Here is a 23,692-nt window from a genome sequence, read left to right on the forward strand (position 1 = left end):
TCCTTTATTATTCTGATACTGTCTATTTTACCGCAAGTCGGCGCTTGAAGAAAGCGATTTCCGAGGACAAGAAAAAAACAGTCTCATTCACACAGACTGTCTCTTCATCCATTAGAGTTGTTTTTCTAAAATCACTTGATCGAACAGCTGCTGCCCATTCTCAAAAATCGGTTCGACATAGTGGGTGGTGAAATAATTCTTCACCCGCTCTTTTTCAACATAGCCTTGCTTTTGGTACAAAGTCAAGGCTGCAGAGGGCAGACTACCAGTTTTGATCACTACGATCGGCCGTTTTGCCCCGAGGTGCTGACTAAGGATCGCTTCTTCGGCAGCTTGCAGCAATTGACGACCGATGCCCATTCCTTGCTTTTCTGGCGAAACGGCCACATTCATGATCTCCCAGTTCTTGCCTTGATTTTGATAAACTAGCACACCAATCATTTCTCCAGCTTCTTCATAAACAAGTGTTTGGCTATTATATAGATAGCTTTCTACGACTGCTTTATCAGGATCTGCATCCAGCAGCAACGCCCAAGGATACGCTTCATTAGGGGCGATTGGACGAATCATGGCTTTTTGGCTCCTTTTTTATATTTCTGTTGATTCCTTTTAACTTTTCCGATAACGGTACGTTGGTTTGACTTTGTCTTTCGTATTTCGTTTTAAAGTAAACGTCTGGGGTACGTAATCTATTCCGCCTTTTACAAAGGGATGGCAGCGTAAGATACGAGCTACCCCCATCAAGCCTCCTTTGGCTGCTCCATGGACTTGGATGGCTTGGATCATGTATCCTGAGCAAGTCGGATAATAACGACAGCTAGGAGGAAATAATGGGGAAATAAAACGTTGATAGAAACGAACAAAGCCGATCAAAAGTTTACTCATTCCTTGCCAGCCTTTCTTTTTAGCGTACGATTCAGTAAAGATAGATAGAAAAAACTAGGACTCAGCACGTGGCGGAAGTCCTAGTTATGGTTTATTTCATAAACTCAAAGATATGATTCCAAAGACTTGGAGAGAATACTTTAAAAGGACTGCCGTCACCGATCACTCCATAACCAATCATCGTTCCTGCTAGGAACAATAAAATAGCTAATAAAATGACGATTAAAATTTTTATCAAGCTAGTTAAAATATAACGGTTCAACTTCACTTTTTTTCTCTCCTACTCCTATTAGGCGTTAACTGGTACGACTTCTTCTACTGCGTCAGAAACTCGTTCAACAGATGCCCCTAATTGTTGCAATTTTTCGTGGAATTTGTAGTAGCCGCGATCCAAATATTTTAGATTGCGAACACGCGTCCGTCCCGTTGAACGCAAACCTAATAAAATCAACGCTGCTGCGGCACGTAAATCTGTCGCATAGACCAGCGCACCTTGTAATTCATGACCGCCTTCGATCACTGCAACGTTGCCGTCAATTTTTACATGGGCATTCATGCGACGCATTTCTTCTAAATGTTGGAAACGATTCTCAAATACCGTTTCATTCACAACACTCGTTCCTTGCGCTAATAATTGAATAGCAGACATTTGCGCTTGCATGTCCGTAGGAAAACCTGGATGTGGCATCGTTTTTACATCAGTCGCTTTCAAGCGTTCTGGTCCGACCACACGAATCCCTTCAGCGACTTCAGTCACTTCTGCGCCCATTTCGATCAATTTTGAAATCAATGGACGATTGTGCTCTGAGATCGCATCTTTAATAATAACGTCTCCTTGAGTCATCGCTGCTGCAACCATAAAGGTTCCTGCTTCGATACGGTCTTGTACGATCGAATGGTCTACTGCATGCAGGTGTTCGACACCTTCAATACGCATCGTTTCGGTTCCTGCACCAAAGACCTTGGCACCCATTTTATTCAAAATGTTTGCTAAATCAACGATTTCTGGCTCACGAGCGACGTTTTCGATGATGGTGATGCCTTTAGCTTTTACGGCAGCCATCATGATATTTTGCGTGGCGCCGACACTTGGGAAATCCAAGTAAATGCTATTGCCTTTTAACTCATCGGCGATCGCTTCTATGTATCCATCTTTTTGGATGATTTGCGCGCCTAGTGCTTGAAATCCCTTCAAATGTAAATCAATTGGTCGTTTGCCGATTGCACAGCCGCCAGGCATTGCCACTTTGGCATGTCCATTACGGGCTAACAAAGGCCCCATGACTACGATTGAAGCGCGCATTTGGCTCACATACTCATACGGTGCTTCGATTGCTAATTCTTGTGACGCATCGATCGTCATTGTGTTGTTTTCTTCTTCAAAATCGATTGCGACATTTAAATGCCGAATCACTTCTTTCATTGTTAATACATCGGAAAGGATCGGTACATTTGTTAATGTCGTTGTTCCTTCTTCCGCTAATAAGCTTGCCGCTAAGATAGGTAGAACAGCATTTTTTGCCCCTTCGATCTTCACTGTTCCAGTTAATCGATTACCACCTTGAACGATCATCTCTTCCATTTATGTTCCCTCCAAATAATGCAGTGACTCACACAAATCTTGCCAATTATAGCATAATATTCGGTGTTTTTGCATATATTAATGAAATTCTTAAAAACCTGTTAAAAATAAATTACGACATAACGCAATCAACTCAAGGAAAAAAGTACTGACGGTGTAGCCTAATGCAATCGCAAGAAACACCATGATCATTCGTATCTGAGTCGTTCGTAAAACTTTAAAAAAAGCATCGATCCGCACAGATTGCAATGCCCAAAATGCTAAATAGATGAACGCTAAATGACTCACGATTCGAATGATTGCATCAATTCCATACACTTGCATACTTCCTGCTCCTTTTTCATAATTGAACATTCCTATCATACCACAAAGATGTCAAGATAAAAAATAATCTTTCTTGAAACCTTCATGAAAAGACTTTAAAAAGTTTTTAAAACGTTTTCTCGAATAAAAAAAAACAAAGGCAAGATGCCCTTGTTTTTTTAGGAATGTTTTGACACGTTGATTCGATTAATGGCGCGGTGCAAAGCAACCGTTGCGCGACGAAGCTGGTCGATATCTTCGACTTGTTTGGCCTCTTCGATTTGACGTTCTGCACGTTGTTTTGCTCTTTCTGCCCGTGAAACGTCGATATCACGATCACGTTCCGCACTATCGGCTACGATGGAGACAACATTGTCCCGCACTTCAAGGATACCGCCATTAACGGCGACCCAGTCGACGTGAGTATCTGAATCGATCCGTTTGACCCGGACTTCATCAATCGTCAAAGGAACGATGATTGGGGCATGATGCGGCAAAATACCGATCTCACCATCTGTCGTACGTGCAACCACGATTTTCGCGTGATGATCGTAAACCAAACCAGCAGGTGTCACCACATTGACTGTTAAAAATTGATCCATGAGGTTCCCCTCTTTCTTCAAGGCTGGTTAATTAATAGCCAATTTTTTTCGCTTTTTCAATGACGTCTTCAATTCGTCCTACACTACGGAAGGCTTCTTCTGGAAGATCATCATATTTTCCTTCAAGAATCTCAGCAAATCCTTTGATCGTTTCTTCAACTGGTACATAAGAACCAGGTTGTCCAGTAAACTGTTCCGCTACGTGGAAGTTTTGCGACAAGAAGAATTGGATCCGACGCGCACGAGCCACTAACGTTTTTTCTTCATCAGACAACTCATCCATCCCTAAGATAGCGATGATGTCTTGTAGTTCGCGATAACGTTGCAACGCATGCTGTACTTCAGTCGCTACTTCATAGTGTTTTTCACCAACGATTTCAGGTGCTAACGCACTAGAAGAAGAAGCTAGCGGATCAACAGCTGGATAGATCCCTTGTTCAGTCAATTTACGTTCCAAGTTGGTTGTTGCATCTAAATGGGCAAAAGCAGTCGCTGGTGCCGGGTCCGTGTAGTCATCGGCAGGAACATAGATTGCTTGAATAGAAGTAACCGATCCTTTTTTTGTTGAAGTGATCCGTTCTTGCAATTGTCCCATTTCGGTTGCTAGTGTCGGTTGATATCCAACGGCAGAAGGCATCCGACCTAGTAAGGCAGATACTTCAGAACCAGCTTGAGTAAATCGGAAGATATTATCGATAAACAAGAGCACGTCTTGTCCTTCTACATCGCGGAAGTACTCCGCTAAGGTCAACCCAGTCAAGGCAACCCGCATCCGGGCACCTGGTGGTTCGTTCATTTGTCCAAACACCATGGCTGTTTTTTCGATAACGCCAGATTCTTTCATTTCATTATAAAGGTCGTTTCCTTCACGTGTCCGTTCACCAACACCTGTGAAGACAGAGATCCCCCCATGCTCTTGGGCAATGTTGTGGATCAGTTCTTGGATCAAGACAGTTTTACCAACACCGGCACCACCGAAAAGACCAACTTTCCCCCCTTTTAAATAAGGGGCTAATAAGTCGATAACTTTGATCCCAGTCTCAAGGATCTCGGTACTTGTTGACAATTCATCAAAGTCAGGAGCTTTTTTGTGGATCCCACTGCGGGGTGCTTCTTCAGGAAACGGTGCTTCTAAATCGATGGTGTCCCCTAAGACATTAAACACCCGTCCTAAGGTTTCTGTCCCAACTGGAACAGAAATGGAGGCGCCTGTATCGATTACTTCCATTCCTCGTTGTAAGCCATCTGTTGATTCCATGGCAATCGTACGGATAACGCCGTCGCCAAGTTCTAAGGCAGCTTCTAACACAACTTTTGTTTTCTGCTCATCTTTTTTGTAAACAATCAACGCATTGTTGATATCTGGTAATGATTGGTCTAGAGAGAATTCCACGTCAACAACGGGACCAATGACTTGAACAATCTTGCCTGAACTCATTCGTATTCCTCCATTCGTTCTTGAAACTATTCTAACGCGGATGCCCCCGCCACAATTTCAGTAATTTCTTGGGTGATCGCTCCTTGGCGCGCTCGGTTATAAGAGATCGTCAAGTCCCCAATAATATTTTTGGCATTATCTGTTGCTGTTTTCATCGCTGTCATTCCGGCAGCATGCTCGGCTGTTTTTGCGTCAACAATCGCACCATAAATCAAGCTTTCAGCGTATTGAGGCAGTAATTGATTCAAAATTGCTTCTCTGGAAGGTTCAAACAAGTATTCTTGTTCATAACTTTCGGCTTCTTCAGGATCTAGATCGGAAATCGGCAACATTTTCTCCACACGAAATTGGCTAGTCAATGAGTTGATGTGATGGTTATAACACACATATAATTCATCGAAGACTTCGTTTTGGTACATCGTTGTCGCCAATGTTACGATTTTACGCACCTCGTCAAAGCTTGGTTGATCCGAAAGGTTTCTTAGCTCGTACGCCAAATTGATGCCCCGTGCTTTGAAAAAGTCAGCGCCAGTTGCACCAATGGCAATCATGACATACTCTTCTTCTTTTGCATGGTCTTCATCCAGCATGGTCATCATTTGCTTCAAGATGGAACTATTGTAGCCGCCCACTAGACCGCCATCAGAAGTGATGACGATGTAGCCTGTGCGTTTGACCGGACGACTAACCAACATACTGTTATAGTTCACACCATCTTTTGGACCAGAACCTGCAAGATCGGAAAGCTGCTGCGCAGTTAAATGCGTAACGATTTCACGTACTTTGTTGGCATACACTTGAAACTGTTTCGAATGAGCTTCAGATTTTGTTAATTTTGCAGCTGAAACCATTTGCATGGCCTTTGTGATTTGGCTGGTTTTTTTTGTTGAGGCAATTCGTTGCTTGATTTCATTTAATGAAGCAGCCATTTTCTCTCACCTCTTTTTATGCGTTTTGCATTGTCGATATTTTATCTTGGGGTGTCACCCGAGAACCGTTGGATGCCATGAAAATATCTTTGAATGCTTTAATGGTGTCATCTAACAAGCTTTCTTCTGGCAAGTCTTTCGTTGTCCGAATGGTTTCAAAAATCGTCGCTGCATTTGCTTCGATATATTCAAATAATTCTGCTTCAAAGTCCAATAGTTTATTGACTGGTACACTATCAATGAATCCATGTGTCAAGGCATAAAGAATCACGACTTGTTTTTCTACTGCCAGTGGTTCATGCAGTTTTTGCTTCAAGATTTCAACGGTTCGACGACCGCGGTTTAATTTGGCTTGTGTTGCAGCATCTAGATCAGACCCAAACTGCGTAAAGGCCTCTAGTTCGCGATAGCTAGCCAAGTCCAAACGCAAGGTACCGGCAACTTTTTTCATTGCTTTGATCTGCGCAGAACCACCAACCCGTGAAACGGATAATCCAGCCGCTACGGCAGGACGAACACCAGAATAGAAAAGGTCGTTTTCTAAGAAAATTTGTCCATCTGTGATAGAAATCACGTTGGTTGGGATATAGGCTGAAATATCCCCTGCTTGTGTTTCAACAAACGGCAATGCCGTCATCGATCCACCACCTAGTTCATCACTTAATTTCGCTGCACGTTCCAATAAACGAGAATGCAAGTAGAAGACATCCCCTGGGTATGCTTCACGACCTGGCGGACGACGTAGAAGTAGAGAAAGTTCACGATAAGCGACCGCTTGTTTTGATAAGTCATCAAAGACGATCAAAACATGTTTGCCGTTATACATGAATTCTTCCCCCATCGCAGCCCCCGCATAAGGTGCGATATAAAGCAGTGGTGCTGGTTGTGAAGCACCTGCTGAGACCACGATCGTGTAATCAAGGGCCCCGTAACGACGCAATGTTTCCACTTGTGCACGAACAGTTGAATCTTTTTGGCCAATTGCGACATAAATACAGATCATGTCTTGCCCTTTTTGGTTGATGATCGCATCAATAGCGATCGTTGTTTTCCCGGTTTTCCGGTCACCGATGACTAATTCCCGTTGGCCACGACCGATTGGTACTAAAGCATCAATAGCTTTCAACCCTGTTTGCATTGGTTCCGAAACGGATTTCCGTTGCATAACACCTGGTGCAGCTGCTTCGACTGGGCGTGATTTATTTGTTTCGATCGGACCTAAACCATCGATTGGTTGCCCTAATGGATTTACTACCCGGCCAATTAATGCATCGCCGACAGGAACTTCCATGATTTTACCAGTTCGTTTTACTTTGTCCCCTTCACGAATGGTTTCAAAATCACCTAGGATGATGATTCCGACATCGTTTGACTCTAAGTTTTGTGCCATCCCATAAGAACCGTTTGAAAACTCAAGCAGTTCTCCACTCATGGCATTTTCTAAACCGTGGGCGCGGGCGATCCCGTCCCCAACATATGTGACAGTACCGATTTCTTCTACAGAAAGTTCGTTCTGATAATTTTTAATTTGCTCTTTGATCAAGGCACTAATTTCTTCTGCTTTGATGGCCATCCGATTCACCTCTTATCTCTTGTTTATCTGCCGATTTTTTGTCGCAGATAATCCAGTTGGCTCTTAATACTACCGTCGATCACTTGATGATTTGCTTCAACGATGACACCGCCTAAAATCGTTGGATCGATCGTTTCTTTCAATTGTGCCTGCTTGTACCCAAGCTTATCGGCGATTTGCTTTTCGATTTTGCTTTTTTGTTCTGCTGACAAAGCAACAGCCGTTGTGATCGTTCCGAGAACAAGACCTTGATATTCATCGTAACGACGTTCGTATTCATCAATGATCAGCAATAGATCATCCATGCGATCATATTCATAAACGATCTCTAAGAAATTTCTGACCAAGCCTTCAAAGCCCTTCAGCAATTGATCGACTAATTGTCTTTTTTCATGGAGATCCAAGCGGTTATCCGTCACGATCTGACCGAATGTTGGAATCTCCTGATAAATCTGACGCAAGGTCATTAATTCTTGGTAAACTTCTGTCAAGCGCTGTTCTTCCATCGCCAATTCGAACAAGGCTTTTCCATAGCGTTTTCCCACTGTGAATTTATCGAGTTTCATTAACTGAACCCAATCCTTCGATATATTGATTGATTAGGGATTCATGATTTTCGGGAGTCAATTCGCGTCCTAAGATTTTTTCTGCGATTTGAAGCGAAAGTTCTGCAACATCATCTTTCACTTCTTTTAACGCAGTTTCTTTTTCAAGGGTGATATCTGAGTTTGCTTTTTCTTTCAAACGAGCCACTTCTTCTTTGGTCTCGCTCAAAATATTTTGTCGACTCAATTCCCCGCTATCTTTGGCGCTCTTGATGATCTCCGCAGCTTCAGAATGAGAACGTGCCAATTTTTCTTGGCGTTCTTTTTCTAATTTTGCTGCATTCAAGCGTGATTGTTCCGCTGAATCCAAATCATTGGCGATTTTATCTTCCCGTTTTTGCATCATGCTGCTGATGGCATCCCATGCAAAATGTTTCAATAAGAATAGCAAAAGAAGAATTGACCCGCTGACAACGATAATATTGCCAAGCATTGGATTTTGAACTTCCGCCATAACCAACTGATTTAGCATAACGATTCTTCCTTTCTGAAAGTCATTGTTTCATTAGAAAAAAGCAAAAACGAGTGCAATTGTTCGTTTCTGCCTTTTCGTGCTTGTCTTATCGGAAGACTAATAACAGCGCGATAACTACCCCTAGAATCGGTACAGCTTCGACTAACGCTACCCCGATAAACATTGTTGAACGTAGTTGACCTGACATTTCAGGTTGGCGTGCCATTGATTCGATCGTTTTTGCGATTACTTGTCCGTTACCATACCCTGCACCAATTGCTGCTCCGATAATTGCTAATCCTGCTCCAATAAAGTTCATTCTTTTTTCCTCCTAATTGTATGTCGATTCGATTAATGTTCTGCCACGATTTTGTGGCTCATAAATACCATGGTCAATGTAACAAATACATAAGCTTGGATCGCTCCAATAAAGAGCGAGAAGCCAATCCAGATCATTTCTAGCGGCATCACGATCGGCAATGACCACCAACCAAGACTAATAAACATGTTGGCAATCAATCCTAATAACACTTCTCCCGCGAATATATTCCCATATAAACGTAAGCCTAACGTGATGACATTCGTAAATTCTTCGATGATTTTTAGCGGCAATAAGAACCCCACCGGTTTCAAGTACGAATTGATCAAGTAATTTTTGAAGCCCAACGACTTGATCCCAAAGAAATGTGTCAAGGAAATAACCATAAGTGCAAGTGTCAATGTAACAAACGGGTCTGCTGTCGGACTTTTCCACAAGGTAATGTCATCTGTCGTCACAATTTTTGTGACTAAGCCGATCTCATTTGCCACAAACACAAAAAGAAACATTGTTACACCGAGCAAATGAAAGTTGTTCACTTGAGATCCTGGTAGATTGTCCGCTACGATACCACGAACAAAGTCAATGACCCATTCAATGAAGTTCTGCTTCCCTTTCGGTTTCATTTGCAGATTACGTGTACAAATAAAGACCACCAAAAAAACAATAATACAAGAAATGATTGTCATCATAGCTACAGTTCCATCAAACCATATAGGACCGATATGAAACATAAGCGATTTATCTTCCAATCTTTCTCACCTCTTTTCCTGTCATCTCCAGAAAAAAATCTGGTGTTACAATGCGTTTCCTCTCATAACAATCGGTATCATACCACCACGAATGGAAAATTTCAAAGCATTTTCAAGAAAATTAGACAAAAAACTCACAATGCCAAAAATCCTAAATTAAATGAAAAATTCCCGTGTCGCTATGTGGAAGAAAAAGCCTGTTATATCAACAGCTTTCCCTTAAATGCTACCAAATTTAGCGCGATTTTCAAAGCAATAACCTCTATCGGATTCTAAAAGAAGTTCTTAGAAAATTAGAAATTTCTAAGAACTCGGTCAATTTGTCTTTCTTGATCTTTGCGTTTCAAGGATTCCCGCTTGTCATATTCGCGTTTTCCTTTCGCTAAACCAATCAAAACTTTGGCATAACCATCCTTGATATACACCTTTAACGGAACGATCGTCATGCCTGTATTTTTTGTTTCGCCAATCAGACGAGCAATCTGCTTTTTATGCAGTAACAGTTTTCTTGTCCGTAGTGGATCATGATTAAAAATGTTTCCTTGCTCGTATGGGCTGATATGCACATTGACTAAGAATGCCTCACCATTGCGAATGCGTACAAAGCCGTCTTTCAAATTGATCCGACTGTTACGGATCGCTTTGATCTCTGTTCCCTGTAAGACGATCCCCGCTTCGATCGTATCGAGGATCGTGTAATCATGGCGGGCCTTTTTGTTTTGGGCGATTAATTTCCCTTCTCCTTTAGGCACGGGCCATCCCTCCAATTATTTTTTCTTGATTCCTTTGTAAAAAGGTTTTTTCTTTTTCACTTTGCCAGCTTTCTTTGACTTGCCTTTACCGGTTTGTTCAAAGCGTTTCCCTTGTTTTTTCTCAGGGTTGTGTTGTTTTTTCCCGCGACGGTTCGCTTCATTTTTTTGATGGTTGTTTCGTTTGTTGGCTTTTGGTGCTTGCAGTTTTTCGACTTCTTCTGCTGCTACCAATTCGAAATCGATCTCTCTTGTTTCAGGATCAGCTTTCACGACTTTGATACGAACTTTTTGACCAATTTTAAAGGTCAAGCCTGTCCGTTCACCTACAAGTGCCAGATGGTTTTCCAAATAATGGAAGTAATCTTGCTTCAGATTATTGATATGGATCAGCCCTTCAATCGTGTTAGGCAATTCAATAAACAAGCCAAACTTAACGACGGAACTGATGATACCGTCAAACTCTTCTCCTACTTTATCGGCCATATACTCAGCTTTTTTAAGCGCATCGACTTCTCTTTCTGCATCGACTGCTCGTCGTTCCATTTGGGAGCTGTGCATTGCGATGTCAGGCAAGATTTCAGCCCATTTGTTTTGGTTGGCTTCAGAGACATCTTCACTGTAAGAACGAATCAAGCGATGCACGATCAAGTCGGGGTACCGACGGATCGGTGACGTGAAGTGGGTATAATCTTCCGCTGCCAAACCATAGTGGCCGACGTTTTCTTCTGAATACTTCGCTTGCTGCATACTTCTGAGCAGCATCGTATTGACAACCATTGCCTCTGGCTTATCTGCGACATCTTCAACCACTTTTTGCAGTTGTTTTGGTGAGATCGAGCCGTTGGTTTGTTTGACTACAATCCCTAAAGCAGAAGCAAAATCAAAGAAGCGACGCATTTTCTCTTCTTTTGGTTCCTCATGGATCCGATAAATAAATGGTAAATGCTTCCGATTGAAATGACGCGCCACGGTTTCATTGGCTGCCAACATGAAGGACTCGATCAATCGTTCGCCGACTCCACGTTCTCGCAGAACGATTTCTTGCGGGTGCCCTTCTCCATCGACCAAGACTTTCGCTTCGCGGTCTTCAAAAGAAACCGCCCCACGCTTGATCCGCATCGTTTCTAACACGTGGTGCAAGGCGGCCATATCATGGAACATCGGTACTAGTTTCGCATATTCTTTGCTGGTTTCTGGATCATTGTCTTCAATAATTTGATTGACTGCCTGATAAGTCATGCGGGCACTTGTTTGAATAATACTTTGGAAAATATTGTAATCCGTGACGATCCCCTCTTGGTTGATCCACATTTCACAGCTCATGGCCAACCTTGGGACATTCGGATTCAACGAACAGATCCCGTTTGATAAACGTTGTGGGATCATCGGGATCACTCGATCCGTTAGATAGACACTCGTTCCCCGCTCAAAAGCTTCTTTGTCCAACGCACTGTTTTCTGTCACATAATAAGAAACATCTGCGATATGCACGCCCAAATAGAAGCTGCCGTCAGGCAATGCTTTTACCGTCACCGCATCATCCAAATCTTTGGCATCCGCTCCATCGATCGTTACGATCTGTTGATCTCGCAAATCCCGTCGTTCTGGAAAGTCAGCAGGATCGATCGTATCGGGTACTGCATCTGCCGCTGCCAAGGTTTCTTCCTCAAATTTTGTGGGAATCCCATTCGCCACGACGATCGATAAAATATCCATTCCAGGATCGTTTTTATGCCCCACAACTTTTGTGATCAACCCCTCTAAGCTTTTCGAATAGCCTTTTTCTGGGTAATGGCTGATCTCAACGATCACGATGCTGCCGTCTACTGGACGAATTCCTTGGGCGCCGATAAACACCTTTAAATCGCTTAGTTTTTTATCTTTAGGTTGAACAACGCCATATAGATCCGATTCTTCGATCTCTTTTTCGTCAAATAATGTAAACTCGCCGACCAACTGACTGATGGCGCGTTGCTTGATTTCTACGACCTTTCCCTCTGCGCCGCGATCTGAAAAAGGATCGGCAACATGCACGATGTCTACAGCAACGGTATCGCCGTCCATGGCATAGCCTGTTGCTTCTTTAGGGATATAAATATCGTCTTCTTCTTCATCCAACGTGACAAAGCCGAAGCCCCGCTCGTTGGCACGAAAGGTTCCTTCCACAAACACTCGTTTCATTGGTAATTTCACTTTGCCTTTTTTGTTAAAAATCACACTGCCTTCTCGTTCCATCGCCGCTACTGTCTGGACAAGATTCTTAAAGTCTGTACTTTTTTGAAGTCCTAGACCTTCAGCAATTTCTTCCATTGAAAAACTTTTTTTACGGCTTTCTTCGAGAAACTGAACAATTTTTGTTTTAATCGTTTCTGTCATAACTCACTCTTTCCAAGCAAGTGTTTCTAAGAAAGAAAACACATCCTGCTCTAATTTTTTCCGTTCTGGTCCAACCGTCACCACATGACCACTTTGAGGATACCATTGAAGCGTATAGGGAACATGGGACAATGCCGCTGCGGTTTTGAAAACCGTCTGTGGATCGATCATTTGGTCCCTTCCTGCTTGCGCCAGGAAGATTGGGCGCTCGATTTTTCCTAAATGCTCAGCTGTGGTTTGTCCGACTGTTTCGATTCCTTGCAGTTGTTCTCTGACCTTACGAGGGACTTTTGCCAATATTTCTTTTTGGGTCGCCTCATCTAAATCAGCGTAGGGTATGACCATTTCAGCATACTTTTCAAAATTGACTGGTACTTCGTTCTTGGTTTCAAATAACGGTGAGCAAAAAAGACCGCCGCCCATCAATGTTGGGTCTTGCGTCAAACGATCCATCGCTAAAATCCCACCCATCGAAAGTCCAAGAACGGCAACTTCCTCATAGCCTTTTTCTTTCACATAAGCAACTGCATCCGCGGCATCCTGCTGCCAAACAGTCATTCCTTGATTTAAGATATCATCTGGATTCGGTGTACCATGTCCAGTAAACATCGGTGTATAAACCGTGTAGTCTTTTTGTTCTAACGAACGACAAAGCATGCGTACATCGTTAGGACTGCCTGAATAGGCATGGAACAAAATGACCGCTCGTTTGCCGTGTTCAGCAAAAACCGGTTTTGGTTGATTAAATGTTTTCATGTTTCCTTTCACCTCACGTCCAATTCTACCATAGTTAGCAAGAATACTTCGACAAATGCGATCAAAATCTTCCCGTTAAAAAGAAAAAAACCTCTCTTTACGAGAGGTTCGCTAACAAAGTGATTAGTTTGATGAAAGAAAAGCCAAAATAAAGAGCAAGACCATCCAAACAAAACCTAAAATGGCCGTTGAACGCTGCATCACCGCTTCAAATCCACGGGCTTTTTGCTTACCAAACAATTGATCTGCACCGCCGGTAAAGGCACTAGCTGCACTATTTTGCTTGCTAGGCTGCATCATGATCGTAATGACCATTAAAATCGAAATAACGATCACAGCAGTTAATAAGATGTTATACACGTTAGCTCCTCCTTGCTTGCTAAAGTCGTCCTTTCCATTTTAGCATTTTCCGCTGGAAATTACTACTCTCTTTTTGTCATTGACCGTTGCAGGACGGTTTAAAAAAAAGACTGTCCTTTCTGACAGCCTTTTTCTCATAGATCACTTTCGTTCAAATCAGCGAACGAGTACGTCATCGTATTCTGGTTTTTCTTTGAACTCTTTGACCGCAAAGGAGCAGACAGGCATAATTTTTTTCTCTTCCCGTCTTGCTTTTTCAACAACCGCTTTGAGTAATTTTTGCGCCAATTGCTGGCCGCGATAATCAGGGTTGACGAAGGTGTGGTCTACTTCTAGAACATCATCTGGCGTTTCTTGCCATGTGATTTCTCCCACCTCTTTTTCTCCATCATACAAAGCAAAACGTTTATTTTCTTCTTTGATTTCCATTGCTTTCTTCCTTTCTATCAGACGATGTCTGTATTTTGTTTGATATTCTCAATGAATTGCAAAACGGTTGGCCAATATTCTGGTGCATCTTTCACTGCCTGTAAATGTCCCATATTCGCAAAGAGGACTTTTTGTTTCGGTCCAGCCGTTGCTTCCATTAAGGTATTGATCTCTTTTTCCGAAAGAAACGAATCTTTTTCTCCTTGTAAAAACAGCACAGGTAAATGGTTGCTGCCGACTTGTCGGGTCACCGAGATCTGCAAGAAGGGATAACCGACTAATTGTTTGCTATAGCGATTCGCTAAGCGCAAAAAGCGTTTGATCGGTAACCGAGAAAATTGCGGCAAGCTTGATCGGATCGCACTGTAAACGGACGTATAGCTGCTGTCTGAGATCAACCCAGCCACTTGCACCGGCATGACTTCTCCACTAGCCAGCAGCAAGGTCGCAGCCCCCATTCCTAAACCATAGAGGAAGATTTGTGTTTGTGGGTCTTTTTCCAAAATCTTATCGATCCACAAAAGTAGATCCATCCGATCTAGCCACCCTAAACCGATCTCTTTGCCTTCACTGCGGCCATGTCCACGTAAATCAGGAACTAAAACATTGTAACCAGCAGACCAGAATTTCTCGGCTGCCTCTTGACAGTCTGCTTGCCCATCACTGCGATACCCATGCAAGCAGATCACCCACGTTTTTGCACACTGATCAAAGACTTCCGCTGTTAGGATCAGATCATCGGCGGTCGTTACCGTACATTCCGAACCTTGTGCCCAAAAAGCCGAACTCTTTGTTGCGATCCGCTCTTTGTATGGAATCCCCAGTTTCTTTCTGCCTTCTTTTTCATACCATTCATTGTTTCGCATAATGATCGCCGAAACAAAATAGCGTACGCCCTTTTTCAAAACAGACGTGCGATATACATAGTACACCAAAAAACCAAAAATAAGCAGTAGTAGCAATAGCCAAACCATAGGATCCCCCCTTAATTTTAGTTTACCATTTACAATGGATTTCAGCCAAAGTTTTGTCGCACGTCTTAAATAAGTCCTATACTTTAAAAAAACTTTGCCCTGACTTCTAGCAGAGAAGCAGGACAAAGTTTTAATTGGTTAACTATGTTTTCGTCGACAAAGTATGCCAACGCTTGTAACGAGTAAAATACTTCCAAGGATACTCCACTCATAAGAAGAGCGCTCGTTTGTCTTAGGCAATCGTTTTTCAGTAGTCGCATGGTTTACGTCATTCTTGTTGTCATCTTCCGATTGTTTAGAAGTATCTGGCTTTTTAGGTGACAACGGGACCTGCGGCTTTTTAGGATCACTTGGTGTTTTTGGTGTCTCTGGCCCTGTATAAGTGTTGACTAAGTTATAGCCATTTATTTTGGTGGTGTATCCTGGAACATTTTCTTCTTGGATCGTGTAGGTATAGGCTTTTCCTTCGGCATCGTATTTTGGCAGCTTATCAAAGCGATAGGACCAGTTGCCTTTTTTATCTGCTTTTACGATTTTTTCTGCGTATTTTTCGCCGTTTCGCATCAGATTGACAGTGATGCTTTCAGGACGGGTATTGAACTTGTTGTCGTTGTCATTCCAAGTTTTTCTGCCTGAAACTGTGGTTGTTTCCGTATTGACTAGGTCATAGCCGTTTACTTCACTGATATATCCAGAAACGGTTGCTTCTTGAATCGTGTAGACATAGGCTTTTCCCTTGGAATCATACTTAGGCAGATTCTCGAAGTGATAAGTCCAGTTCCCTTCTTTATCGGCTTTTACGATTTGATTGTCGATCTTTTTACCATTTTGCATCAAACCGACAGTGATACTTTCTGGTCGGATGTTGAGCTGATTGTTGTTATCATTCCATGTTTTCATTCCTGATACTTCTGTCGTTTCGGTATTGTGGTAGGTGTTGACTAGGTCATAATCATTGATTTCACTGGTGTATCCTGGAACATTTTCTTCTTGGATCGTGTAAGTATATGCTTTTCCTTCGGTATCATATTTAGGCAAATCATCAAAGCGATAGGTCCAGTTGCCGTGGTTATCTGATTTTACGACTTGCTTGGCGATTTCTTTATCATTTTGCATCAGTTTGACAGTGATGCTTTCAGGACGGGTATTGAACTTGTTACCATAATCATTCCACGTCTTCGTTCCCGATACTTCTGTCGTTTCAGTATTGCGGTAGGTGTTGACTAGGTCATAGCCATTTACTTTGGTGGTGTATCCTTCAACGGGTGTTTCTTGAATTGCGTAGTCATAGGTCTGACCAGATTCGTCAGTTGTTGGTAGATCGGTAAATTCATAATGCCATTCCCCCTCTTTATTCGGGGTAACCGTTTTTGTTTGGAACACTTCACCGTTTTGCAGTAATTGAACCGTAATGCTTGTCGGACGAGTATTAAATTTGTTGTCATAATCATCCCACGTTTTGGTTCCGCTGATTGTCGTTGTATCAAGAGACAGCAGGTGATTCATTGCAGCAAGTTTGATTATCGGTACAACCGTTTCATTGGCTTGAAGATCCCAGCGGTGGGTTTCCGCATTAACCAAGACCGTATCAGCAATGATACTGCCGTCAACATTTTGGTGGACATCAACTGTATCACCAACAGCCAAAATCGTTCCTTGGAAGGGACTATTAATCGAAATCATTTGATTTTCTGGCTGATTAATAAAATTCCACAGGATAACGGCATCATCAAAATCTTCTGTTTCATGACTATTGCGCGTCGTGCCATCTGTATATTCTAGTTTGATTTGTGACTTGATATTAACGGTACTTGCTCCTTCGGTATCCACATTGATGAGCACAGGAGACGTGCCTTTTGTTAGCCCTTTGATGGTAATAGGTGTATCTTTTTCTAATTCTGTTTTTGAAAGAGTAACGACTACCTTTTGATCTTCTTCATCAATAGTATCTGCCGAAAAGGAAATTGGTTTCTTGTCGATTAGATAACCGTCTGGCGCTTCTGTTTCAACAAAGGAATAATCCCCTTCTGGAAGATCCGTTTCGATTACTTGTCCTTCATCATTTGTGACCTCTTCATCAACCTCTTTATGTGTCTTTTTATTTTGAAGTTCGTAAACACCGTCATCAAGCGGGTTGCCTTGTTCATCCGTTAAGGTCAACACCACCTCTTGCGTATCATTTTCAGCACGGGCGGTATTGATGACCCGCTGATTATTGTCAGTAAAATCTTTGGTTACACCGGGTGTTTGCGGATAGACTCCTAGCCTTTCTGACGTCGCCTGTAACGTTGAAAATACCTTTTTAAAATCTATATACGGTTCACTTGCAGATTGATCTTGGAAAACTTCGTAAGTTTTCAAGTGATCCATTCTCTGTCCATTTACAAAAACGGCAGGTTGTTGATTTTGATCTGCTAAATCTACTGTGACTGATGGGCCAAAGACAACTTTGTTTTTTCTGCTATCAGTTCCTGATACAAAGGAAGAATTTGCGATCGTATTGACCTTTTGAATATAATTGATTTCTGTCGCCAACGAACCATCCTGAATACTGGTTCCAAAACTGACATTGCCATTTAGTTCTCCCACTGCTAAGTTTCCGTTTGTGTGGGTATTTAGCGTCGCATGGTTAGCAAAAATATGAAAATACTGAGCTTCTCCTAGAAGTACGTTATCAACTTCTGGCACATCATTCTTAAAGCTGCCGCCACTTGATAGTTGTGAAGCTGCTGGCGCACTTGCTTGTGCATCAAGTGGTGATTCGATTGCTGTTGATGCGGTAGTTGATTCTGCTTGTGGTTGTGACTCGCTGCTTTTTGTGGCAGGCTGTTTTTCGGAAGCCTCTGTTTGTTCCTGACTGTCAGCAAGCAATGCTTCGGCACTCGTTGCTTCTGTGGATTGATTGTCAGGTAGAACAACTACTACATCTGTTGTGTTGATAATGTCTTCTTTCACTTGTCCATTTTCTTCCTCTGTTTGAAGAAATGCGGATTTGATTGTCAAAGTTTTAAGAGCTTTTGTTTGAAACGTTAGCGTCATTTGGCTAAAGGAGCTGCTAGTAGTTTCTTCCATCAGCTGCTGTCTTTGCGGATCATATGTAAATTTCGTGCCGCTGCTTTGGATTGATTCCGGCAAAATTGTTTGTTCCCCTTCACTCAAGCTAAATGCTAGTTGATTAGATGCTGCTTGTTGATTTTTTTCTACTTGGATCCTCCAAGTGATCTCCCCTGTGGTAGGATCTGGTAATGAGATCACATGTGCTGTGCCTTTTTCGTTCTGAAATAGGACTGTCTTGGTGTTTCCCTCGCTGTCTGCATGAGCTGTAACGACTGATAACAATGGCGTCACATACGACATGACAAGCAAGGACAACATGAAAATTGGGTAAGCTATTTTTTTCACATAAGTAAGCATTTTTTCTTCCTCCAAACAACAAATTTTACTCAGGTGATTATCCTAATCGGAAAAAAGACAAAATGCAAAATACCTCAAAGTTTGTTTATGTGAAAAAAATGAAAGCAAGAACCATAAAATGATTCTTACTCTCAGAAGAATTTGTGAAAATGAAATATAATTTCTTTAGTTTTTAAAAAAAACAGAACAATTTATTCATGATAAATACTCAAAATCCAGAAAGAATCTTTTGTTTGTGATAAAAGTTCTTTCATTCAAAACTCTTGAGCAACAGCAGTGATTGGCAACTCGTTAAAATTTCACTAGTCAAAAAATAATAAATGTAAACTGGAAATGAAAATTTTCATAAACAATCAGATTATTTTCATTTTCGATTACAAAAATTTTAGCTGATTCTTTAAAATCTTACTGTTATTTTCCCTCTATTTATAAGTTCTCTTAATTTTTCAACTTACTTTCTATAAAAAAAACTGTTCCTTGTTCATCTACTAGAAACAGGTTTTTTCTATATAGCTTTCATTCACTTTTAATTACTAAAAGTTTGAGCAATCTCCTCTTGATCAAAGTCACAAGCCACATCCAAGGACAAAGAATCTGCAGTAGCCAATGCACCCCATGACACACAAAATTTTAAATCAGTTGGACTTTGATTCCCCTCAATAAAATAAGCTGGGAATCCCGAGTCAGACCTGTCAAGTTGATATACACCCCCAGATTTTTTCAGGAAACACTCATCGTCATAATATTGAGTTACAGCAAAATTAAGGTTAATGGCAGATTTTTTTAACAAATATTGCGCGCCATAGTATCTTTGCCCACTAACGATTTCAAAATCACGGAAAGAGTGTCGAGGAATATCCGTTTTTATCTCAAGTTTTCCCTTCCCTTTGATCATTTTTAAATTAGGCAATAAGATAAAGCGACCGATTATTTCGTTGACCCAATCTGGATGACTTTCACCGTAGTAACTCGAAAAATTGCTATGACCATCGATTACTTTAAAAGAAATCGGCTCCCCGTTAAAGGTTAACCACCAGTTGCCAACAGTTGTGGGTAGCAACTGTTGACTATAAAGATCGCCAAACAATCTGTCTGGTCTTTCATCACATGAATCAGACACAGCTATATCCTTACAATGCTTTTCTATATATACCAATAGATCTGTATCGTCTGTAACGACAGAATATGAGCTACCATCATCAATGATTAATTCTAAGCTGCCTAATGGATGCTGAATGTACGGAAGATCTACATCACGATTCCAGCCTTCCCACTCAGGATAAGAATCAAAGATCAAAAGATCATCCAAAGAAATGCTGGGTAAAAAACCAGTTAGCACCCCTTCATAAAGATAAGTACCTTTGATTGCATCCAATAAATTATGGCCGCTCAGCCAAATAAGCGACTTTCCATTTTTCTTCTTTTCACTTGAACGCAAAATACTTGTGTCACCTGAATAATCGGTAATCAACCAATTATACTGGAGGATCACTTCTTCTGGAAATAAGTCAATAATTCCTGCAGCGGAAACGATATGTTTTCCTTTAAAGCTACATTATTTATGTACAATTTTTTCATCAGCATTCTCTCCTAAAATACTAAGTTTTCCTATAGTCTATCATACAATTAGCATACCGAAAAAACTCGTAAAAAAGTCCCCCCATGTCATTTACACATGAGGGGACTTTACCATCATTTCAGTTCAGCCAAACGACAACGTTTGATTAAGCTAAGATTATTTATTTTTCAAGTTGTAGAATGCTTGCAAACCTTTGTATTCAGCAACTTCACCAAGTTGGTCTTCGATACGTAGCAATTGGTTGTATTTTGCAATACGGTCAGTACGTGAAAGAGAACCAGTTTTGATTTGGCCAGCGTTTGTTGCAACTGCGATATCAGAGATTGTTGAATCTTCTGTTTCACCAGAACGGTGAGAAACGACTGCAGTGTAACCAGCTTCTTTCGCCATTTCGATAGCATTGAATGTTTCAGTCAATGTACCGATTTGGTTAACTTTGATCAGGATTGAGTTACCGATACCGTTTTTGATTCCTTTTTCAAGGATTTCAGTATTTGTAACGAACAAGTCATCCCCTACTAATTGAACTTTGTCGCCTAAGCGTTCAGTTAATAGTTTCCAACCATCCCAGTCGTTTTCATCCATACCGTCTTCGATAGTGATGATTGGGTATTTGTTAACTAATTCTTCTAAGTAGTCAACTTGTTCAGCAGCAGTACGTTTTACGCCGTTTTCGCCTTCAAATTTAGAGTAGTCGTAAACACCGTTTTCGTAGAATTCTGATGATGCACAGTCAAATCCTAGGTATACGTCTTTACCTGGTTCTAAACCAGCAGCTTTGATTGCTTCTAAGATTGTTTCAACACCGTCTTCAGTTCCTTCAAAACGAGGAGCGAAACCACCTTCGTCACCTACTGAAGTTTCTAAACCACGTTTAGACAAGATTGATTTCAAAGCGTGGAATACTTCAGTACCCCAACGTAAGCCTTCTTTGAATGTAGGTGCGCCTACAGGCAAGATCATGAATTCTTGGAAAGCGATTGGTGCGTCAGAGTGAGAACCACCGTTGACGATGTTCATCATAGGAGTTGGCAATACTTTTGTATTGAATCCGCCTAAGTAGTGGTATAAAGGTACTTCTAGGTAATCAGCAGCTGCACGAGCAACAGCGATAGAAACACCAAGAATCGCGTTTGCGCCTAATTTGCCTTTGTTAGGAGTTCCGTCTAAAGCGATCATTGCTTTATCGATAGCCATTTGGTCACGTACATCGTAGCCGATGATAGCTTCTGCAATGATGTTATTTACATTGTCAACTGCTTTCGTTACACCTTTACCGCCATAACGAGCTTTGTCGCCATCACGTAATTCAACTGCTTCGTGTTCACCTGTTGAAGCTCCTGAAGGAACCATTCCGCGGCCGAAAGCACCTGATTCTGTGTAGACTTCTACTTCGATAGTTGGGTTACCACGTGAGTCTAAGACTTCGCGTGCGTAAACATCAGTAATAATTGACATGTTTTGTCTCTCCTTTGAGTTTGTTTTATCTTAAGGGGAAAGCCCCTTGCGAACAACTTAATTGTAGTGAAAAAATCACGATTCTGCAAATGTTATTTTCATGAAAATGAAATTATTTTACAGCATCTAATAATGCTAGGAATGAATCAGCTTGCAAGCTTGCGCCGCCAACTAATGCTCCGTCAACATTTTCTTTTGCCATGTATTCAGCAATGTTTTCAGGTTTTACAGAACCGCCGTATTGGATACGCACGCTATCTGAAACTTCTTTGCCGTATAATTTTTCAACGGTTTTGCGGACAACGCCACAAATTTCGTCTGCGATGTTTGCATCCGCTGATTTACCAGTACCGATCGCCCAGATTGGTTCGTACGCAATCACAAGATTACTTACTTGACCGTCTGTTAAACCGTCTAAGCCAGCAGTGATTTGTCCTTCGATCCACTCCGCTGTTTTGCCAGCTTCATAGGTTTCTAAAGATTCACCACAGCATAGGATTGGGATCATGCCGTTTGAAAAGATTGCTTTGGCTTTTTTGTTGATGTCTTCATCTGTCTCATGGAAGTATTCACGACGTTCTGAATGACCAATGATGACATAGTCAACACCTAAATCTGCTAAAGCTGCTGGTGAAGTTTCACCAGTAAAGGCACCTTCATTTTCCCAGTAGCTGTTTTGAGCAGCAATTTTTAATTCTGTTCCTTCAGCAGCATTCACTAATGTTTCTAAGAATAGAGCTGGCGAACCGATCACAGAGTCAACTGTATCGTTGCTAGGAATTTTAGTTTTGACTGCTTCAGCAAATTCTTTTGCTTCTTTCGCAGTTTTGTTCATTTTCCAGTTTCCGGCAATAATTGGTTTGCGCATGTTCTGGCACTCCTTTTCGTTATCAAGCGTGCAAAGGAGATCCTTTGCACGGCTTGTCATTGATTATTTATCGTTGATCGCAGCTAGGCCAGGAAGTGTTTTTCCTTCTAGCAATTCAAGGCTGGCACCGCCACCTGTTGAGATGTGGGTAAATTTGTCAGCAAAACCTAATTGTTCTGCTGCAGCTGCAGAGTCACCGCCACCGATGATCGTTGTTGCATCTTCAAGGTTGGCAATTGCTTCACAAACACCGATCGTACCGTTTGCGAAGTTAGACATTTCAAACACACCCATAGGTCCGTTCCAAACGACTGTTTTTGCGCCTTTTAATGTTTCAGCAAACAAAGCGATAGTTTCAGGTCCGATATCTAAGCCCATTTGTCCTTCAGGAACATCACCAGTATGTTCTTCTGTTGGGACATCATTTGAAAATTCAGCAGCAGTGATTGAATCAACTGGTAATACTAATTTATCGCCAGCTTTTTCGATCAATTCTTTTGCTAATTCTACTTTGTCTGCTTCCACAAGAGAATTACCGATTTCCATGCCTTTTGCTTTGTAGAACGTATACGTCATTCCGCCGCCGATCAAGATTTTGTCTGCTTTAGGAATCAAGTTTTCGATTACGCCGATTTTGTCAGATACTTTTGCTCCACCAAGAATCGCGATCATTGGACGTTTTGGTTCTTCGACTGCTTCACCGATGAATTTGATTTCTTTTTCCATTAAGAAACCAGCAACTGTTGGGATACCTGTTGAAGCGATCCCTACGTTTGAAGCGTGTGCGCGGTGTGCGGTACCAAAGGCATCATTTACAAAAACATCACCTAAAGAAGCCCAGTATTTACCTAGTTCAGGATCGTTTTTGCTTTCTTTTTTGCCATCGATGTCTTCGAAACGAGTGTTTTCAAAAACAACGACATCGCCATCTTGCATGTTGTTGATCGCTGCTTCTAATTTTTCGCCGCGGGTTTCATCCACGAAAGTTACTTCTTTGCCTAACAATTCGCCTAGACGTTTCGCAACTGGCGCTAAAGATTTTCCAGCTTTATCTGCTTCTTCTTTCACACGACCTAAGTGTGAGAAAAGAATTGCTTTTCCGCCGTTTTCGATCACGTAATTGATTGTTGGTAATGCTGCTTTGATCCGTGTATCGTCTCCGATCACTCCATCTTTCAATGGAACGTTGAAGTCCACACGTACAAGAACTTTTTTATCTTTTAAATCGATATCTTGAACTGTCATTTTCGCCATGAACAGATTCCTCCTAGCATAATTGTTAAA

24 protein-coding genes are annotated in these 23,692 nt (G+C 41.7%); all 24 read right to left on the minus strand.

What is annotated here, in order from left to right; translation table 11 throughout:
* Nucleotides 1-111 precede the first annotated feature (111 nt).
* The 24 genes from IGI96_RS02830 to IGI96_RS02945 all read right to left on the minus strand — a co-directional run bounded on the left by IGI96_RS02830 (nucleotide 112) and on the right by IGI96_RS02945 (nucleotide 23,662).
* Nucleotides 112-570, minus strand: coding sequence for a GNAT family N-acetyltransferase (locus IGI96_RS02830; RefSeq protein ID WP_005228727.1), 459 nt, complete (start codon nucleotides 568-570; stop codon nucleotides 112-114).
* A 39-nt stretch (nucleotides 571-609) separates the two neighbouring features.
* Entirely contained in the window at nucleotides 610-885 is a 276-nt protein-coding gene (yidD, locus tag IGI96_RS02835) for a membrane protein insertion efficiency factor YidD (protein ID WP_016608771.1), read from the minus strand.
* A gap of 91 nt (nucleotides 886-976) precedes the next feature.
* Nucleotides 977-1,153 (minus strand): DNA-directed RNA polymerase subunit beta, encoded by a 177-nt coding sequence (locus IGI96_RS02840; RefSeq protein WP_005228723.1) that lies wholly within the window; start codon nucleotides 1,151-1,153, stop codon nucleotides 977-979.
* 21 nt (nucleotides 1,154-1,174) lie between these two features.
* Nucleotides 1,175-2,467 (minus strand): UDP-N-acetylglucosamine 1-carboxyvinyltransferase, encoded by a 1,293-nt coding sequence (murA, locus tag IGI96_RS02845; RefSeq protein ID WP_016608772.1) that lies wholly within the window; start codon nucleotides 2,465-2,467, stop codon nucleotides 1,175-1,177.
* Nucleotides 2,468-2,557: 90 nt separating this feature from the next.
* Nucleotides 2,558-2,791, minus strand: coding sequence for a DUF1146 family protein (locus IGI96_RS02850; protein WP_438784817.1), 234 nt, complete (start codon nucleotides 2,789-2,791; stop codon nucleotides 2,558-2,560).
* A gap of 158 nt (nucleotides 2,792-2,949) precedes the next feature.
* Nucleotides 2,950-3,372 (minus strand): F0F1 ATP synthase subunit epsilon, encoded by a 423-nt coding sequence (locus IGI96_RS02855; protein WP_005228716.1) that lies wholly within the window; start codon nucleotides 3,370-3,372, stop codon nucleotides 2,950-2,952.
* 31 nt (nucleotides 3,373-3,403) lie between these two features.
* Nucleotides 3,404-4,810, minus strand: coding sequence for a F0F1 ATP synthase subunit beta (gene atpD, locus IGI96_RS02860; RefSeq protein ID WP_005234377.1), 1,407 nt, complete (start codon nucleotides 4,808-4,810; stop codon nucleotides 3,404-3,406).
* Between the two features lie 26 nt (nucleotides 4,811-4,836).
* The gene (locus IGI96_RS02865) at nucleotides 4,837-5,739 is read right to left on the minus strand and encodes a F0F1 ATP synthase subunit gamma (RefSeq protein ID WP_005228710.1); all 903 of its coding nucleotides are present in this window, start codon (nucleotides 5,737-5,739) and stop codon (nucleotides 4,837-4,839) included.
* Nucleotides 5,740-5,755: 16 nt separating this feature from the next.
* Complete coding sequence (atpA, locus tag IGI96_RS02870; RefSeq protein ID WP_086297759.1) at nucleotides 5,756-7,312, minus strand: F0F1 ATP synthase subunit alpha; 1,557 nt, start codon at nucleotides 7,310-7,312, stop codon at nucleotides 5,756-5,758.
* Between the two features lie 23 nt (nucleotides 7,313-7,335).
* Nucleotides 7,336-7,878 (minus strand): F0F1 ATP synthase subunit delta, encoded by a 543-nt coding sequence (locus IGI96_RS02875; protein ID WP_016619750.1) that lies wholly within the window; start codon nucleotides 7,876-7,878, stop codon nucleotides 7,336-7,338.
* On the minus strand, nucleotides 7,865-8,389 hold the full coding sequence (gene atpF / locus IGI96_RS02880; protein WP_016612589.1) for a F0F1 ATP synthase subunit B: 525 nt from the start codon (nucleotides 8,387-8,389) through the stop codon (nucleotides 7,865-7,867). Before atpF ends, IGI96_RS02875 begins: the two co-directional genes overlap by 14 nt.
* 88 nt (nucleotides 8,390-8,477) lie before the next feature.
* Entirely contained in the window at nucleotides 8,478-8,690 is a 213-nt protein-coding gene (gene atpE, locus IGI96_RS02885) for an ATP synthase F0 subunit C (RefSeq protein WP_005228705.1), read from the minus strand.
* A gap of 32 nt (nucleotides 8,691-8,722) precedes the next feature.
* Complete coding sequence (atpB, locus tag IGI96_RS02890) at nucleotides 8,723-9,442, minus strand: F0F1 ATP synthase subunit A (protein ID WP_008380872.1); 720 nt, start codon at nucleotides 9,440-9,442, stop codon at nucleotides 8,723-8,725.
* 293 nt (nucleotides 9,443-9,735) lie between these two features.
* Nucleotides 9,736-10,194, minus strand: a complete 459-nt coding sequence (gene smpB / locus IGI96_RS02895; RefSeq protein ID WP_008380870.1) for an SsrA-binding protein SmpB — start codon at nucleotides 10,192-10,194, stop codon at nucleotides 9,736-9,738.
* Nucleotides 10,195-10,209: 15 nt separating this feature from the next.
* On the minus strand, nucleotides 10,210-12,570 hold the full coding sequence (gene rnr, locus IGI96_RS02900; RefSeq protein ID WP_270287786.1) for a ribonuclease R: 2,361 nt from the start codon (nucleotides 12,568-12,570) through the stop codon (nucleotides 10,210-10,212).
* A 3-nt stretch (nucleotides 12,571-12,573) separates the two neighbouring features.
* Nucleotides 12,574-13,326 (minus strand): alpha/beta hydrolase, encoded by a 753-nt coding sequence (locus IGI96_RS02905; RefSeq protein ID WP_086337980.1) that lies wholly within the window; start codon nucleotides 13,324-13,326, stop codon nucleotides 12,574-12,576.
* A 123-nt stretch (nucleotides 13,327-13,449) separates the two neighbouring features.
* Complete coding sequence (gene secG / locus IGI96_RS02910; protein WP_005228700.1) at nucleotides 13,450-13,686, minus strand: preprotein translocase subunit SecG; 237 nt, start codon at nucleotides 13,684-13,686, stop codon at nucleotides 13,450-13,452.
* Nucleotides 13,687-13,842: 156 nt separating this feature from the next.
* A complete protein-coding gene (locus tag IGI96_RS02915; protein ID WP_015510184.1) occupies nucleotides 13,843-14,115 on the minus strand; it encodes a GNAT family N-acetyltransferase in 273 nt (90 codons plus the stop codon).
* A gap of 17 nt (nucleotides 14,116-14,132) precedes the next feature.
* Nucleotides 14,133-15,089: an alpha/beta hydrolase gene (locus IGI96_RS02920; RefSeq protein ID WP_086337979.1), complete on the minus strand. Its 957-nt coding sequence runs from the start codon at nucleotides 15,087-15,089 to the stop codon at nucleotides 14,133-14,135.
* Between the two features lie 138 nt (nucleotides 15,090-15,227).
* Entirely contained in the window at nucleotides 15,228-18,503 is a 3,276-nt protein-coding gene (locus IGI96_RS02925; RefSeq protein WP_438784818.1) for a Cna B-type domain-containing protein, read from the minus strand.
* Between the two features lie 526 nt (nucleotides 18,504-19,029).
* Nucleotides 19,030-19,974, minus strand: coding sequence for a hypothetical protein (locus IGI96_RS02930; protein WP_254907812.1), 945 nt, complete (start codon nucleotides 19,972-19,974; stop codon nucleotides 19,030-19,032).
* A gap of 264 nt (nucleotides 19,975-20,238) precedes the next feature.
* Nucleotides 20,239-21,540 (minus strand): surface-displayed alpha-enolase, encoded by a 1,302-nt coding sequence (eno, locus tag IGI96_RS02935; RefSeq protein WP_005228686.1) that lies wholly within the window; start codon nucleotides 21,538-21,540, stop codon nucleotides 20,239-20,241.
* 112 nt (nucleotides 21,541-21,652) lie between these two features.
* Complete coding sequence (gene tpiA, locus IGI96_RS02940; RefSeq protein WP_010749804.1) at nucleotides 21,653-22,408, minus strand: triose-phosphate isomerase; 756 nt, start codon at nucleotides 22,406-22,408, stop codon at nucleotides 21,653-21,655.
* 63 nt (nucleotides 22,409-22,471) lie between these two features.
* The gene (locus IGI96_RS02945) at nucleotides 22,472-23,662 is read right to left on the minus strand and encodes a phosphoglycerate kinase (protein WP_005234355.1); all 1,191 of its coding nucleotides are present in this window, start codon (nucleotides 23,660-23,662) and stop codon (nucleotides 22,472-22,474) included.
* Nucleotides 23,663-23,692 lie beyond the last annotated feature (30 nt).

Origin of the sequence: Enterococcus sp. DIV0421, assembly GCF_051713745.1 — a bacterium.
GTDB classification, from domain to species: Bacteria; Bacillota; Bacilli; order Lactobacillales; family Enterococcaceae; genus Enterococcus_D; species Enterococcus_D casseliflavus.

Excerpts from the sequence above, each read along its gene's own strand:
- IGI96_RS02850 (WP_438784817.1), bottom strand. The coding sequence starts at position 2,791 with ATGCAAGTGTATGGAATTGATGCAATCATTCGAATCGTGAGTCATTTA.
- yidD (WP_016608771.1), bottom strand. The coding sequence starts at position 885 with ATGAGTAAACTTTTGATCGGCTTTGTTCGTTTCTATCAACGTTTTATT.
- IGI96_RS02905 (WP_086337980.1), bottom strand. The coding sequence starts at position 13,326 with ATGAAAACATTTAATCAACCAAAACCGGTTTTTGCTGAACACGGCAAA.
- atpD (WP_005234377.1), bottom strand. The coding sequence starts at position 4,810 with ATGAGTTCAGGCAAGATTGTTCAAGTCATTGGTCCCGTTGTTGACGTG.
- IGI96_RS02830 (WP_005228727.1), bottom strand. The coding sequence starts at position 570 with ATGATTCGTCCAATCGCCCCTAATGAAGCGTATCCTTGGGCGTTGCTG.
- IGI96_RS02925 (WP_438784818.1), bottom strand. The coding sequence starts at position 18,503 with ATGCTTACTTATGTGAAAAAAATAGCTTACCCAATTTTCATGTTGTCC.
- tpiA (WP_010749804.1), bottom strand. The coding sequence starts at position 22,408 with ATGCGCAAACCAATTATTGCCGGAAACTGGAAAATGAACAAAACTGCG.
- murA (WP_016608772.1), bottom strand. The coding sequence starts at position 2,467 with ATGGAAGAGATGATCGTTCAAGGTGGTAATCGATTAACTGGAACAGTG.
- atpF (WP_016612589.1), bottom strand. The coding sequence starts at position 8,389 with ATGCTAAATCAGTTGGTTATGGCGGAAGTTCAAAATCCAATGCTTGGC.
- IGI96_RS02855 (WP_005228716.1), bottom strand. The coding sequence starts at position 3,372 with ATGGATCAATTTTTAACAGTCAATGTGGTGACACCTGCTGGTTTGGTT.
- IGI96_RS02875 (WP_016619750.1), bottom strand. The coding sequence starts at position 7,878 with ATGAAACTCGATAAATTCACAGTGGGAAAACGCTATGGAAAAGCCTTG.
- IGI96_RS02865 (WP_005228710.1), bottom strand. The coding sequence starts at position 5,739 with ATGGCTGCTTCATTAAATGAAATCAAGCAACGAATTGCCTCAACAAAA.
- IGI96_RS02920 (WP_086337979.1), bottom strand. The coding sequence starts at position 15,089 with ATGGTTTGGCTATTGCTACTACTGCTTATTTTTGGTTTTTTGGTGTAC.
- atpA (WP_086297759.1), bottom strand. The coding sequence starts at position 7,312 with ATGGCCATCAAAGCAGAAGAAATTAGTGCCTTGATCAAAGAGCAAATT.
- eno (WP_005228686.1), bottom strand. The coding sequence starts at position 21,540 with ATGTCAATTATTACTGATGTTTACGCACGCGAAGTCTTAGACTCACGT.
- IGI96_RS02915 (WP_015510184.1), bottom strand. The coding sequence starts at position 14,115 with ATGGAAATCAAAGAAGAAAATAAACGTTTTGCTTTGTATGATGGAGAA.
- rnr (WP_270287786.1), bottom strand. The coding sequence starts at position 12,570 with ATGACAGAAACGATTAAAACAAAAATTGTTCAGTTTCTCGAAGAAAGC.
- IGI96_RS02945 (WP_005234355.1), bottom strand. The coding sequence starts at position 23,662 with ATGGCGAAAATGACAGTTCAAGATATCGATTTAAAAGATAAAAAAGTT.
- atpE (WP_005228705.1), bottom strand. The coding sequence starts at position 8,690 with ATGAACTTTATTGGAGCAGGATTAGCAATTATCGGAGCAGCAATTGGT.